Source organism: Vibrio sp. 10N.247.310.24 (assembly GCF_041467175.1).
Lineage (GTDB): Bacteria > Pseudomonadota > Gammaproteobacteria > Enterobacterales > Vibrionaceae > Vibrio > Vibrio tasmaniensis_A.
Map to the genome: position 1 here is coordinate 1 of NZ_JBFSUD010000103.1, position 13,440 is coordinate 13,440.

The following is a 13,440-nucleotide window of genomic DNA, read 5'->3' on the forward strand; positions in this document are numbered from 1 at the left end:
ATGCCCCAAGATAATGCCGGTATGGTGAAATTGGTATACACGACGGATTCAAAATTTCCTTAGTTACTAATTTATAAAGAATTTTTATGAAAAGCCTCGATTTTTATCGAGGCTTTTCTACATTCAGAATATGCAAAAATACAACCTCCATCACACTTCAAAATATCCCTTCTTAATTTCTTTTATTTTTCTTCTACTGACAACTTCCTGTCCAACTTAAACATAGAACAACAAAACCAGAACCTAAGTTTTACTGGTCACTGCGGTCAAAGCAGTAAACCGAAAAGCGTTACTGTGCCTCTAATTTAAAATATCTTCAAAACTTGATGGTTAGATGTTCAAGACAGTAAAAGAGAGAAGGTATTGTCACGCTACTGTCGTATGCCGAGAAAAGACAACCGAGGAGTTCCCATGTTAGTCGGAGAGCTACTTAACTTAAAATGTATCGGATGGTGATGCCTAATGCGGTCTGGCAAGTTTTTGGACATAAGTTTGTTAATGACGCTCCTCTAAATTAGCAATTCATGGGTGACTAAAGGTATGACAAAGCTAGTTGTGAAGAACTAGTGAGATTGCTAAAATCGCACTCGTAAAAAGATTAGTGAGACTGTCTCAGATTAGTTTACGCGTAGGTACCAATTAAGTGCCGTTATGGTAGAACAACCACCTACGCACAACGAAGGTTAAACTTAATCAAAAGTAAAGCTATCAGCACTGCGTTTTATTAATTCATTCAAGTAATCACTAGTTTTCACATCAGTATTTTTCGTATTACCTCTAGCTTTTTCCGCGGTCTTACGTTTAATTTTTAACTTCAATACTTCTGTTTTGGTCGTATCAAACCTTTCATTGCTATTACTCATTACAATCGTCGCTCACTTCTTTGTCTATGATTCGTTTTAAGAGCTTGTTTTTCGTTATACTCCCGCCGCTTTCTTCAACAAGGTCGATGATGAAATTTAGCTTTATCCCGGTTTCAGGGCTGATTTCAGCATGAAAAATGTTGCCATGCCCATTAACAGTATTTCTTCTTTTAGTCATAAGTAATCCTACAATTAATTTCTTTACTATCTGGCCAACTCTAGATTTAGAAAGCCCACCTGAACCCACCTACTATGCACTACAGATTTTATTTTAAATATTCTACTCATCATCAAAATATGATGTCGGTTTGTTTTTATACTTCGAAACCTGTCCCTGATCTACACCATAGATACTGGCTACTTCTTTTTGAGTATAAAGGCCTGAATTAGACAAATGATGGACTTCTTTCCACTCATTTTTCGATAGACCAGATTTACCTAGTTCAACACTAGACTCTACTTGCGCACTAAAACGTTCAACATTAGATTTTAAACTTAAAAGTTCTGTTTGCTTTTTGAGTTGCTCATCGTGTGACATCTCACCAGCTAAGACGGCAGTGGTCATTTGATCTAGTTTTTTCTTAAAGAGCTTTTCAGAATCCAGTGCAATGCGTTTTGATTTTCTAACATCAGTACTATCGTATTGCGCCTGTCGTTGCTCCGATTTTATAAACGAATGGCCCATAACCCTGTTCCAACTAAATTGTGAATGTATTGAATATTCAATATATTCACAGTCTAATTAAATGTAAATAGCTTCGATAAAAATGTTACTCAGTTTTCAAAAAAAAAAAATCGGCATTCGTTATTGTTTTTATATTAAGCTTTTGATTTAGTTGTGAAAATACATTTCGGGCGTCGGGTGAGTTATATTTGGCCAAACTAGCCTGACCGAGAACGTAGGCTTTTGACGAAAATAATGGAACATTTTCGAGCTTTAAAGGGCCACGGGTTACAAATAATCCCTTCAATTACTACCGATTTCGCCTGACTTGTAAGCATATATAAATACCTTGGTTAACCACTGAGGTATTCACATGAGTAAACTATTCAAATTTACCCCAACCAAACTTAACAACATCCCACCTCACGATCGACATTCTAAATCCACCAACAATGAAGTCTCTGACACCGAAGTTCAGGGCTTAAAATTGCTTATTGGTAAATCTGGTAAGAAGCGCTTCCTACTACGGTTTATATCGCCAATCTCAAAAAATAAATCCAGCATTGCACTCGGTCAATGGCCTGATATCGATTTACCCACGGTTCGAAACAAAGCTCGTAAGTTAAAGGTACAAATTGCCGATGGTATCGACCCTAAACTTGAACGGGATACGCAGGTCGAAACTCAAGTACCGACCTTGTACGACTTCTTTCACGATACCTTTATTGTTTCTAAGAAAAGCAAAGGTAAGAAAACGTGGCGTGATGATATAGCTAGGTTTGAACACTGGAAGCACCTACATACGAAGCCTATCGATAAGATAACTGGCGTCCATCTTCATCAAGTTCAAGCAAAGCTATTAGCAACGGAGTATCGCCCCGGTAAGAAGTACGCAGCAGCCACGGTCGATCGTACTATTGCCTTGATGAAAACCATCCTAAAGGAAGCATACCGCCTTTTAGACATACCCTATATCGGCGATAAGGTTTCGCTTATCAATCCAGATAACATGAGGACTCGCTACTTAACCATGGAAGAAACAGCAGCAGTGATACGTACATCACGAGATTACTATTGCCGTGTAACCGGAAACTTCATAGCACTTCTTTTCCTTACTGGGTGTAGGGATTCTGAGCTGCGCACCAGAAAATGGAAAGATATCAGTCTGATCGATAAAACCATGTTTGTAGAAAGCACCAAGAATGGCACAAGTATGACTGTACCACTGACCCCATTCATGGTTGAGCTATTCCGGGAGCTATTGAACATGAGACAAAAAGGCAATCCATACGTCTTCTTCGGGCGTAAGGAAAGAAGTCATATTTCACAACCACGAAATGCGTTTGCGCGGATTAAGGAACGAGCAGGTATCAAGAATCCTCATGAGGTTTGCTTTCATGTGGCACGTCATAGCTTTGCTACAAATTTAATTGAGAACGGTGTTGATGTTTTAACAGTGCAGCGTCTAATGAATCATAAAGACTTGAGTAGCACCCAAAGGTATGTAAAACATTCCCAACAAAAACTGCTCAATAGCTCGGACACTTTGTCTTCGGTATTGAAAGAACAGGCACCAAGACTGGCACACCGCATCAGTTAGATAGTTTTAACCTTAAAATCAAACATATATAAGAATTATATATACGCCCCTACTGGCTCTCGCTAGTAGGGGCTTTTTCGTATCTGGAATAAGGGAAAATACATGCAAGTAATAAAAACTTTTACGGAGTTAATGGCATTGAAAATGGCGAGCTCTGATAAGGACAATCTAATCGGTCATTTAACTGAAGCGACAGATGGAGATTTGAATGAGTTAGAGAAAAGTTGGGACGAAATAGGCATCACTCTGATTTTGTTCGATGAGAGCGATACCAATCAAGACCTCGAAGGCATGGATGAACAGACCAAGTACCTGATTGATTTCGTCACTAATCACCCAGAGTACGTGCTGCTTATCGGCTCTATGGTCATTGCTCTAGGGGTCCTTAACGACCATGGTTCAGGTTGTTACCTAGCCGGATACACCAGTACTCAGCTCCATCCAATTCAGACGCTATTGACTCAGGTTGATGGCGAGTAGTTACTCACGCAGCAATATTTCACATTATCACCGACAGGAGAATATCTATGAACCAACGCAAAGTAGACCCAGACTTTCCAAATACTGACACTCAAGATGAGCAGAACCAAGAGACTAATCATTACGAACAAGTCGTATTGAAAGGGGCAGCACCGAAACTAGCAGGGACTGGCAAGGTCTTGTACGAAGTGGCGTTGCATAATGAAGAAAAGCAACTCTACTTCAGGATTGCAGGGCAGCAAGGTGGCGCAGGACTTCACTCAAAAGAGTGGCTATCCGTTACAGCCATGCTTGAACTGATAGAAGCGCAGAAAGATAAACCATGGAAAAGTCAGCTGTACAAGCAGTTGTTTAATGGAGGTTCAGCAAACAACCACTCGTTCTGTGCCAGTATTGTTAGAGACTTGGGGGTAGCATCAAAAACGGATTCATCACGCTACTTACATGTGCTTTCGACAGACTTTGAGGAGAAGAAAAGCGCATTACTGGCACTCGCCAAATCTCAAACCACATCTAAGAAAAAATAACCCTAACAGACAGTAAGACGACAGAAGAAATTTGCTAGGTCGATGAGCCGTAATCTGTTTACTTCATCAAGTGATGACCACCAACGGACGATGAGTAATACGATCACTACTGATATCACTACTCGACGGATTTCAAATTTCTTGGGTTATCAATGGAAGAGTTAATGACGGGTTCAAAATACTCACCTCGAACCAAGCCACTTCTCAAATTTCATACCGCGCACTACACAAGAGTGTATCCCTAACAAACTAAAAGAGAATTTATTATGAACTTAACTTTTGACGTTGAGCGCTTGCTGCTGCCAGTAAGCGTGGATCTTCAAGATACTTTAAACCGAGTGATCAGTGAATCAGGCAAATGGACACCCATGATCCAATCGATCGTGGTTAACTTCCGAGATACAAGCTACAGCTCAGAGGACGGCGGTTTTCACCCTGTTGAAATCAGGCTTGTTCGACTCTATGACCAATGGGTATTTGATTACATCACTGACTTTGCGTATTGCGGTGGTCCCTACCCCGAACTGGTTAAAGAGGTGGATTTCAACTTCGGATGTGGGACAGCGAGTTTTTCCTATGTTCCGGAATTACCAATAACAAGTAGTGAGGTAATGGAGTTCTATTCGATGTGGGAATCCAACTTTCTAAGCTACATCGGTATGGACTGCTTTGATGAGATAGAAGTCACGGTAGATTAGTTCATCGCTAACCAACCAAGTTGAAAGCACCAAACGAAGGAGAGCTGATTTTAATGAGTTTGCTTGGTTTACAGTGCTGTTATGTGATTAAAGACTCCCATTGCTATGTCGAAGCAATGGGAGCGTTTTTGTAGATTAAATCTAGAGCTGATATGGCTTCCTTGCCTAACCTGAACTGAAAGTCCTTATAATTAAGTTAATAATATTAATATAATTAACTCAGCGAAAAGCACTGTTCTAATCTATTAAAGTGTTAGTTTTCGCGGAGTAAAAATAGGGCATTTAACACTTTTCCTTACCCTGTATCGGTTTGTCATTTCATCAAATCAATCACTGTGCTTGTTACACATCGACAGGTTTGATTTAGGTACATAGTGGTCAGTTTAAGCTTAGGGCTTGGTTGGTGATTGTCGGGTGGCTTCATTATGGTAACCGCTGATAGTGAGAGTTACACAATCAGAAGTTTGCAACACATCACCGCACCCCTGTTCTTTTAATGCTCGAAAGTCATTGGGATTATGTTCCTTGAAGAAGGCTTCGCTGATTCTTCCGCTAATTTGTATAACCACCTCAACGGGATGGGGCAACTCATCCTCATGTCCTCGACCAATGAGTTTGTGTTCAACATTTAGATCAGGAGAGTATTTATCCTCGTATCGCACTAACTCTCGAATCTTAGCCACTCTGAGTGATTCTAGGTGGTTTCTGTGTGTTCCGGCTAAGTACCATTGACCACGGTCATTCACCAACCGATAGGGATGAAACACATCGTAACTTTTCCCATTACAACTAAAGCTAATCACGTTCCGACGTTGTATCGACTCGATAAGTTTCTCGAACACGGAAGCATTGTCGCTAATGTCTTCGATTTGCGGATTCTTGAATAGAAAGGGCGGAGTACTCTTGTTGTTCAGTACGCCATTACTTAGGTAGTGCTTACCGGAAAACAACGTATCGAATCCCATTTTCATCAGTAGCAATGACACTTCATTATTGCTCTGCCTACCTAACACTTGTGGGTCTAGAAAGTAACAGGCACCGTCGCGCTGGATGGGTAAGTAGTTTAACCGTTCGTTGAAGTCACGATTTAACGTCCTTCTTGTTACTCCAAATTCACGGCTTAGATCATTCAGATGCAGTTTCTCGCCAGTATTTAAACGGGTCAGGATTATGCCAAGTCTTTTCGCTAGTTTGTCATGCTCTTTCATTCTACGCATTGTAGATAGGTCACTCGTCAGGTGGTGTCGTGGTCGGAAAGAACCTGATTATTTCTAGCGAATTTTCATAAGGTTACTGATATTGCTATAGCTTTCATTAGCTACCTCTAGGTATGCCTTACAAGGCATTCATTAATCATTTCAATATTTCTACATCTGAGCGACACACCCTGTCGTTCACCCTCTTTAAACTAATCATCAATCACGTTAACGCTGTCTTTATCAGTGGCGTCATTACGTATTTAAGGAAAACAAAAATGAAAAAATTAATCATCCTGCTAGGTCTAACTTCACTATTCGCATCTTCAGTATTTGCAGGTGGGACGTTCGGCGGTAATCCGGGCGATATCTCAAAAATGAAAGAACTGCTAGAGCCACAATGGAATGGTAAAGCAGGAATTCAGAACACATCGTCTTACGGTGTCATTGTGCAGTGGAAAGCCGATGTCTGCGGAACAATGAATGGTCAAGTGAGTGATGCAACTCAATGCGGCTCTGATACCCCGAAAGGTAAAGCGCAATAAGGTTTGTTGTATTGGTCAATTTAGCTCGACGTTGGTGTAAGACTTGGAACTCTCGACATTAACACTGGACTAGGTTGAACGGTATAACATCACTAAGGGTCATGTTCTTCATTGAGCATGGCTCTTTCTTCGTTTGTAGCAATGAAAATTGCAGAGAAATAGAGGTAATACAATGATGAATTTATTAACACTGGGGCAATCATCGTTACCGATGAAGGCTATTGAGATTGAGCGTGAGTATCCAACGACTAAGGTGAAAATTCGCCCTAGTACATCCGGTTCAGAGCGTGGGGCTTTGATTGGAATGTCACTTGGTGCTAGAGCATATGGTGTTCAAGGCGCTGCGGTTGGTCTAGTCGTTGGTGGGGTCGTGGGCGCGTGTGTAGGCCCTGAAGATTAAAGGGGATTCAACATAGAAACAGGTATGACGTTATCAGCATTAAGCCGATAACGTCATTATTGATAATCATCAAACCTTTTTTTCACCTCTGTGAAGTACCAGTTCATGTTCTCGTTGAAGCTTTCCCATTTCCAGATTCACCGTGAATAAATTTTTTTGAAGAGGATTCTATAAATATAAGGGGTGGCTTAACTGCGTTAACCCCCTCACCCCTTATATTTATATCTATATCAGCGGATAAATCACTCACTGATACAAACATACACACACGAAAGAATGGATGGTCATTATCAACCATCACCCCTGATTTTAAACACAGCGCCTTCAAATACTCGAATAACTTCACGGCAACCCCAATTCGTCTTCTTAGACAAGCATTGAGCAAAGTAACCTCGTATTCTAGCGATATCAGGTATAGCACCATGCTCAGATGCAACATCACAAACGGTGGTATCAAATTCAACAAGGCGTGCTTTCTGACCTTGATTAGCCTTGATAATCACTCGGGCTTTAAACTCTTCTACAAACAAATCAAACGTACTCATATCTCTAATTCCTCATGAACGGCATCACCCAACAGAAAATCGTGTGGGTTAATTAAAATTATTACTAATTTATTGTTGAAACGACGGCTAGAGAAAGTGAGCGTTATTTTAAATCATACGCGCCAAATAGGGTGATTTGTCGCAGGTGGGTTCTTGGTAAGTGATTGTTTTGTAGTGACTAAGTTGTGTGTCTGAAAGATTTATATGGGTAAGAGATTACCCGCGGCATTCTTTCATGTCATCAAGATGCTTAATTTCCCCAGCTTTACCCCATGATTTGATGAGATTGACTGACTCCATTACCGTGATGGATTTCCACCAAGTGGAAGCTACCCAATAACCTAGGTGTCTAATTAAGCATCAATATCCACTCCTGTATCTGTCAATCTAATAGGCGGGTAGGTAACCACTCTAGACTGATTACAGATTTAAATTGAGAGGGTAAATACAATCAAAGAAGGGTCGCGCTAATACTCTTACCCATATAAATCTATTAGGTCACTAACTAACGTACTATTTTTAATGGTTTTTATTGCTAAATGACCTGCGCAATAGCACTGAAAAATGCGCATGATGTGATGAATTTCGTTGATTTGTGAGTTGCAATACAGTGTCGGTATATAAAATCAATATGATGTCCGTCTATTCATTTAGGGATATCAAACAAATGGCTGAAACAAAAAGTAAAACTGGTTTTATCAAGACACCTAGTGGTGTTGAACGCTCAATACAGACAATTCAAGGTGCTTTATTGTGCGAGGAGACAATTGTTTTACTTGGTAAGCACTCTAAAACAATCGATTTTAAGCAATACGATAGTGAAAACGTTGCTGGTGAAGTATTTAAAAAACTCGCTATAGGGTTACTAAACGGGGTCGTTCAGAAAGGGGACCATTTCATTGAGTTACCTAATGGTAACTTATTGCGTAAAGGGCAAATCATGGCGATTGAACTAATTACATCGACCTACAAGGGGTTTATCTTGCGTAATGACAGTGATGAAATTGTTGATTTTGTGAGTCTGCCAGATGAAAGTCAGCATGAAATTTTCAAGGATGAATTACTAAAAGCACTAGAGGTACAGGTGTCTAAAACTAAGGTCTACCAACCTGATTGGGATAAGTTGGGTTTACGTTAATTGAGCGACGGGCTAGGACACATTTAGCCTTATCCACTTTCTATCAATATTGGTGTTTAGTATGACCAAATCACTATCGTCTTCAGATAATGCTGAAAAAGAATATGTCTCGACGACTTCTTTCTCACCTATATTAGGTGCTCAGGCTACCGAACGTGCCACTACGAGCGCGCAGCTTCAGGATTTTATTGATACTTGGCGTTATCGCTTTGAGCCCGAGTATCAACGAGATAGTACGCTTGAGTTAGGTGAGTATCTAAAAAGTAGAAAACAACCCATTAAAGAAGAGGGCGTTGTAGCTAAAGAGTTAACCGAGCACTTGTCTGCTCGTAAGTCTCGGTTTAAATATCTACAAGCACAGGGTGGGAATGTTCATATCGGTATTGATACCGAATTTGAATATGATGAGGAAAACGAATGTAACCTGATTTTATCTTATCAATACTGTCTACTTACTGCTGATGGACGCGAGTTTAAGGGTGTTGATTACCCTAAGAGCACTAAGAAAGAAGATCGTTTTGATTTTAATGATTATATTTTCAAGATCATTAATCGAGCCAAGAAACATGGTTGGATCAGTGAGTATCCTGAAAAAACCTTCATCTATGCTCATTTTATGAGAGCCGATCTTGCGTCATTTCATGCTTATTGGAATATCAAGAGTAACAAGCTCGATGCGGCAAAAGATGCGGTTAATAGTGCTCGCGGTGATTATGGTTTGGATTTACGCGCAATTGGTGCTTCCCAATATAAACCTAGATTCGTTTCCTATAAGGACAACAGTAAACGGACAGTGAAGACCACGTTACATCTTAAAGATACGCTATTTCTCTCTCCCGGACGCTGCTCACTTGATGTTATTGGTGATGCCATTGGTATACCTAAAATCAAGATCCCTGATGGTTACTCTATCGAAAAAATGAGTAAGTTATTAAAAGAAAACAAAGGGGTGTATGAGCAATATGCCATTAGAGACGCAGAAATTGCGGTTAAATATGGACGTTATGTTGAAGATTTTGCGCTGACGGAACTCAATGATGTGTTTGAGGATGAAGGTAGCGATGAACAACGCCCTGCCTCCAATCGTATTAAGTATTTGCCCAACACATTAGGAAACTTATCGGTCTCCCTGTTTAAGAATGTCTTTGCTGATGACTATGCAAAGAAAGTTCAGGTAAATGATGACTCGGTGTTACCCGCTAGTGCGTCGTTGAATAACATTTTTGGCATGGAAGAAGTGATCTCTTATAAATGGGATGAGCGTAACCACCGTTCGATCCCTAGTAAGCTTCTTGTTTTGTCAGGTGAGCGAGATCGAAATGAGGCCACCGCTCGCCGGTGTTTTTTTGGCGGGCGTAATGAAGATTACTATTTTGGGCCTTCTCCAGTTGGAAAGATCAGTGATTGGGATTTAGCTGGAGCGTATACGACGGGGCTTGTAGATATTTTACCTGTGAATTATCGTGCCGCTTTCTCATCAACCAAGATTGACGATTACCTTGGTCATGTTATGGGCTTTGCCTATGTGAAGTTCAAATTTAAAGCGGGGACGAGATTCCCTTCGTTGCCTGTACGAACAGAAGTCTATGGATTGTATTATCCGCTAGAAGGGGAGACTTATTGTACTGCTCCTGAAATCGCCGTGGCCTATAACATGGGCTGTGACATTGAAATACTCTACGGTGATATTATCCCGTGGGCAGATGATGCAGAGCCTGTTTTTGAGCCCTTTACCAAGGTCATTCGTAAGCTGCGTAAAAGGCATAAAGGGACGTTTGAAGAGAAAATTGTGAAAGACGTAGGGAACACGTTATATGGGAAAATTGCCTCCGGAGTGGGGTTTCAACGTAATAAATTTGATACGAAAACAGGCTTGAGTAAAGCATCGGGCACTTCTCCTGTGACCAATTCATATTTTTCGTCCCATGTAACTGGTTTTATTCGCGGTGTCTTATCTGAGTTATTGGCCAATGTCGATGAGGGGGGGACGGTTTACAGCGCGACAACAGATGGGCTACTTACTGACTTGGATAATGCAGACTCCATGCTGATAGATGTGTACCGTGTCAATGGTAAAACCTACCAATCCACGACCGCTCGATTTAAAGCGTTATGTGCCATGTTTGGTGACGATGAAGCACTTGTTTTAAAGCATCAGGTTAAGCAAATCATTGCCATGAAAACCCGTGGTCAACTTACCGCCGAAATGATGGAAGATGATGGGGCTAATTCAGATATGTCAGGGTTATATAAAAAGCCTGTTACTGCGAAGGCAGGTATTAAACCTCCTCGTGATTGTCCAAATGAAAATGATTGGATGGTAAATCTATTCTTAAACCGACAACCGTCTGAAAAAATAGCCAATAACTGTATTGTCTCTGAGCGAGATATGTATCTGCATGAATTAGATTTAATTGAAATTAAGCATGATAAGTACTTAAATCTGGATTTTGATTTTAAACGACGTCCAGTGAACCCCTCTATGTTGGATGTTCGCAACCCTGTGACAGGTGAAGTGGTCAGTCATCTAACTTTTGATACGGTGCCATGGCAAACCCATATCGAAGGAGAAAAGGCTCGTTCTGCGTTCGACGGTTGGCGGAAAGGACAGTTAGTCGGTAAGAAGCCTAATCAAGAGCGAGTCGGGGGGAATTGTCTTAAAACAATGGATGACTGGCGTAACTGGATGGACTTTTACAAAATTAAAGCGGTGATGGAGGTGAAAGGGCAAAAGTATGAAGATGATAGTTCTGAAGGTATTTTTAAGCGTTATGTGATGACTGCAATCACGAATGATTTATGGGGTATGACTAAAGATACGGACGAGGGTGTTAAGCGAACCTATCCGGGTTTAGCGGAACTGTTTACTCGCGCCGGATACTCAACGCTAGGTAAGGACTTTAGTAACGCTAAAGGGCGTCAAGTTGTTGCCAATATGATGCCTGCTGCGCCTAAATTAATCCCAATGCTTATTTGGTTGATGGGAGAGTTTCCGGACATGGAGGTGGAGAAGCTTTTCATGCCTGAAGAGTTGGATGAAGTGATGACGTTGGTTGCATCTGTAAGGGATAAGTGATGTTTGTGGCCTCTTCCTACTGTAAGTTGGGTGAGGTTATTGTTCATGCGTACCAAGAATCAGACATGGTTGTATGTGTTGTTCATTCCATGGTTATGTGCAGGTCCCGCTTGAGTCATTTTTATAGCGATGTTGGTTGATGAATTTGGAGGTTGTCTTGGTTGAACCCATGGGCTTAGGTCGTGTTTTTACGTCAGTGTCATGTCGTGGTTCGGTGGTGCTGTTCAATCTTCTATTTGCGGTAAGGTTCTAAAAAACTTCCCGTCGTTACTAACATTTATATAATACAACACCCCCTCTTGGCCGAGTTATTAAGAATAATATTATAGATATAAATTTCTAATCACTGACGTCTTAGTGGGGAGTGCTGCCATCAACGCATTTGCTTGTTCCGCTACAGTGTGAGCTTAAAGACCAATTTCCGATAATTAGGAAATTGGTCTATTCATTTTAAGGGTTTCCCTGTTCGCTTCGTCACTTCGCTGTAAACGTCGTCAATTCCTCTGGTTGATATTTGCATTTGGAGCTCTGATAGCGCTGATAATCGTCTTTTGAGTGGCGAGTTCGGTATCTCTTGCGGTGTCGCAGCCTGTACCACTAATGAAGTTGTGTTTGAAGTGAGTTCGGGCGTTGTTTATTTAGTTAGAGAACGGTGAAGCTATTTATTATTCTCACTATCTATCATTTGTGCTTTAATGCACTCAAATGCTTATTGGTAGAGAGTTAAATGGCACGACGTAAAGATGGGTTCATATGGCACTTAATGGATGCTCCATGGTGGCTTAGTGTGTTGCTCGCTGGTGTTATATACCTAGGGCTCTCATATCTATTACCTAGCTTAGCGGCTAGTAGTGATAATTTTATCTTTAATGCTGTAGCTCCTAACCTCCCCTTAATAGCTCCCTATTTTACCTTTCTATTTTTACTGCCTGCGCCGATAGCATTTTTTAAACAGTACAAAAGAAAGCAAAGTTATCTGACGACAAGTTCCCAAATTAAAGTTCGCAAGAACACTTCACCGTTGAATGACTTAAGTTGGATTGAGTTTGAAAGCTACATCGGTGAATACTTTAAATTTCAAGGTTATGAGGTCAAACAGTCTTTCACTCAGAAGCCTGATGGTGGTGTTGATATTTGGCTGAGGAAAGAAGGGGAGTTAAGCCTTGTTCAATGTAAGCACTGGAAGGCGCGTAAAGTAGGCGTACAAGTTCTAAGAGAAATGTACGGTGTCATGATCGCAAACAATGCCAGTAAGATGATTATTGTTACATCAGGCGACTTTACTTCAGAAGCAATTGCCTTTGCTGTTGATAAGCGCTTATGGTTGGTTAATGGCAGTGAGCTGGTCCACATGGTCGAAGATGGACGCAGCTTTCTGAATAAACCAGTAATACCTGAACCTAAAAGAGTATCGGCAGTTGAACATAGAGTTTGCCCTAGTTGCCAATCTGAGCTTGTGATGCGTGTGGCTAAAAGGGGAGTTAATTCTGGTAAGAGTTTCTATGGCTGTTCGACTTATCCGAAGTGTCGCTACACCTGTGATTGTTAATATATGTGCAAAGTGCAATCGTAGGGAGTAGAATCGCTTGGTGATTACATAGGGATTGAAGTGTTTTACCCGTGGCTCTTTCTAACTCGAAAATGCCCCTTTCCGTATATGGAATCCACGTATTTACAAAGTGATTTTGGTAATAAAAGTTAAGATGCG

14 protein-coding genes are annotated in these 13,440 nt (G+C 40.9%); 9 read left to right on the forward strand and 5 right to left on the reverse strand.

Annotation, left to right across the window (positions count from 1 at the left end; translation table 11 throughout):
• Positions 1 to 689: 689 nt before the first annotated feature.
• The 3 genes from AB6E08_RS20860 to AB6E08_RS20870 form a co-directional block, all read right to left on the reverse strand.
• Positions 690 to 863, reverse strand: coding sequence for a hypothetical protein (locus tag AB6E08_RS20860; RefSeq protein WP_157938490.1), 174 nt, complete (start codon positions 861 to 863; stop codon positions 690 to 692).
• Positions 856 to 1,041 carry a hypothetical protein gene (locus tag AB6E08_RS20865; RefSeq protein ID WP_076675810.1) on the reverse strand — a complete coding sequence of 62 codons (186 nt, stop codon included), beginning with the start codon at positions 1,039 to 1,041 and terminating at the stop codon, positions 856 to 858. Before AB6E08_RS20865 ends, AB6E08_RS20860 begins: the two co-directional genes overlap by 8 nt.
• 102 nt (positions 1,042 to 1,143) lie before the next feature.
• The gene (locus tag AB6E08_RS20870; RefSeq protein ID WP_076675808.1) at positions 1,144 to 1,548 is read right to left on the reverse strand and encodes a hypothetical protein; all 405 of its coding nucleotides are present in this window, start codon (positions 1,546 to 1,548) and stop codon (positions 1,144 to 1,146) included.
• A 352-nt stretch (positions 1,549 to 1,900) separates the two neighbouring features.
• Here AB6E08_RS20870 and AB6E08_RS20875 point away from each other — a divergent pair, with 352 nt between their 5' ends.
• From AB6E08_RS20875 to AB6E08_RS20890, 4 genes are all read left to right on the forward strand, one after another.
• Positions 1,901 to 3,127 (forward strand): tyrosine-type recombinase/integrase, encoded by a 1,227-nt coding sequence (locus AB6E08_RS20875; protein WP_372064692.1) that lies wholly within the window; start codon positions 1,901 to 1,903, stop codon positions 3,125 to 3,127.
• 102 nt (positions 3,128 to 3,229) lie between these two features.
• Positions 3,230 to 3,607 (forward strand): hypothetical protein, encoded by a 378-nt coding sequence (locus tag AB6E08_RS20880; protein ID WP_372064690.1) that lies wholly within the window; start codon positions 3,230 to 3,232, stop codon positions 3,605 to 3,607.
• A 47-nt stretch (positions 3,608 to 3,654) separates the two neighbouring features.
• Entirely contained in the window at positions 3,655 to 4,134 is a 480-nt protein-coding gene (locus AB6E08_RS20885) for a hypothetical protein (protein ID WP_372064688.1), read from the forward strand.
• Positions 4,135 to 4,400: 266 nt separating this feature from the next.
• Complete coding sequence (locus AB6E08_RS20890) at positions 4,401 to 4,832, forward strand: DUF2787 domain-containing protein (RefSeq protein WP_372064686.1); 432 nt, start codon at positions 4,401 to 4,403, stop codon at positions 4,830 to 4,832.
• Between the two features lie 389 nt (positions 4,833 to 5,221).
• Here the strand turns inward: AB6E08_RS20890 and AB6E08_RS20895 are convergent, their stop codons facing one another.
• Positions 5,222 to 6,040: a helix-turn-helix transcriptional regulator gene (locus tag AB6E08_RS20895; protein ID WP_372064684.1), complete on the reverse strand. Its 819-nt coding sequence runs from the start codon at positions 6,038 to 6,040 to the stop codon at positions 5,222 to 5,224.
• Between the two features lie 266 nt (positions 6,041 to 6,306).
• Here AB6E08_RS20895 and AB6E08_RS20900 point away from each other — a divergent pair, with 266 nt between their 5' ends.
• A complete protein-coding gene (locus AB6E08_RS20900; RefSeq protein ID WP_280604499.1) occupies positions 6,307 to 6,573 on the forward strand; it encodes a hypothetical protein in 267 nt (88 codons plus the stop codon).
• 172 nt (positions 6,574 to 6,745) lie between these two features.
• Positions 6,746 to 6,973: a hypothetical protein gene (locus tag AB6E08_RS20905; RefSeq protein WP_102557042.1), complete on the forward strand. Its 228-nt coding sequence runs from the start codon at positions 6,746 to 6,748 to the stop codon at positions 6,971 to 6,973.
• A gap of 290 nt (positions 6,974 to 7,263) precedes the next feature.
• Here AB6E08_RS20905 and AB6E08_RS20910 read toward each other — a convergent pair whose 3' ends face one another.
• Positions 7,264 to 7,518 carry a hypothetical protein gene (locus tag AB6E08_RS20910; protein WP_004735348.1) on the reverse strand — a complete coding sequence of 85 codons (255 nt, stop codon included), beginning with the start codon at positions 7,516 to 7,518 and terminating at the stop codon, positions 7,264 to 7,266.
• A gap of 667 nt (positions 7,519 to 8,185) precedes the next feature.
• Between AB6E08_RS20910 and AB6E08_RS20915 the strand changes: the two genes are divergently transcribed.
• The 3 genes from AB6E08_RS20915 (at position 8,186) to AB6E08_RS20925 (ending at position 13,281) form a co-directional block, all read left to right on the forward strand.
• Positions 8,186 to 8,656, forward strand: coding sequence for a hypothetical protein (locus AB6E08_RS20915; protein WP_372064681.1), 471 nt, complete (start codon positions 8,186 to 8,188; stop codon positions 8,654 to 8,656).
• 61 nt (positions 8,657 to 8,717) lie between these two features.
• Complete coding sequence (locus tag AB6E08_RS20920) at positions 8,718 to 11,732, forward strand: DNA-directed DNA polymerase (protein WP_372064680.1); 3,015 nt, start codon at positions 8,718 to 8,720, stop codon at positions 11,730 to 11,732.
• A gap of 727 nt (positions 11,733 to 12,459) precedes the next feature.
• Complete coding sequence (locus tag AB6E08_RS20925; protein WP_372064679.1) at positions 12,460 to 13,281, forward strand: restriction endonuclease; 822 nt, start codon at positions 12,460 to 12,462, stop codon at positions 13,279 to 13,281.
• Positions 13,282 to 13,440 lie beyond the last annotated feature (159 nt).

Excerpts from the sequence above, each read along its gene's own strand:
- AB6E08_RS20860 (WP_157938490.1), bottom strand. The coding sequence starts at position 863 with ATGAGTAATAGCAATGAAAGGTTTGATACGACCAAAACAGAAGTATTG.
- AB6E08_RS20890 (WP_372064686.1), top strand. The coding sequence starts at position 4,401 with ATGAACTTAACTTTTGACGTTGAGCGCTTGCTGCTGCCAGTAAGCGTG.
- AB6E08_RS20880 (WP_372064690.1), top strand. The coding sequence starts at position 3,230 with ATGCAAGTAATAAAAACTTTTACGGAGTTAATGGCATTGAAAATGGCG.
- AB6E08_RS20925 (WP_372064679.1), top strand. The coding sequence starts at position 12,460 with ATGGCACGACGTAAAGATGGGTTCATATGGCACTTAATGGATGCTCCA.
- AB6E08_RS20915 (WP_372064681.1), top strand. The coding sequence starts at position 8,186 with ATGGCTGAAACAAAAAGTAAAACTGGTTTTATCAAGACACCTAGTGGT.
- AB6E08_RS20870 (WP_076675808.1), bottom strand. The coding sequence starts at position 1,548 with ATGGGCCATTCGTTTATAAAATCGGAGCAACGACAGGCGCAATACGAT.
- AB6E08_RS20905 (WP_102557042.1), top strand. The coding sequence starts at position 6,746 with ATGATGAATTTATTAACACTGGGGCAATCATCGTTACCGATGAAGGCT.
- AB6E08_RS20900 (WP_280604499.1), top strand. The coding sequence starts at position 6,307 with ATGAAAAAATTAATCATCCTGCTAGGTCTAACTTCACTATTCGCATCT.
- AB6E08_RS20895 (WP_372064684.1), bottom strand. The coding sequence starts at position 6,040 with ATGAAAGAGCATGACAAACTAGCGAAAAGACTTGGCATAATCCTGACC.
- AB6E08_RS20920 (WP_372064680.1), top strand. The coding sequence starts at position 8,718 with ATGACCAAATCACTATCGTCTTCAGATAATGCTGAAAAAGAATATGTC.
- AB6E08_RS20885 (WP_372064688.1), top strand. The coding sequence starts at position 3,655 with ATGAACCAACGCAAAGTAGACCCAGACTTTCCAAATACTGACACTCAA.
- AB6E08_RS20875 (WP_372064692.1), top strand. The coding sequence starts at position 1,901 with ATGAGTAAACTATTCAAATTTACCCCAACCAAACTTAACAACATCCCA.
- AB6E08_RS20865 (WP_076675810.1), bottom strand. The coding sequence starts at position 1,041 with ATGACTAAAAGAAGAAATACTGTTAATGGGCATGGCAACATTTTTCAT.
- AB6E08_RS20910 (WP_004735348.1), bottom strand. The coding sequence starts at position 7,518 with ATGAGTACGTTTGATTTGTTTGTAGAAGAGTTTAAAGCCCGAGTGATT.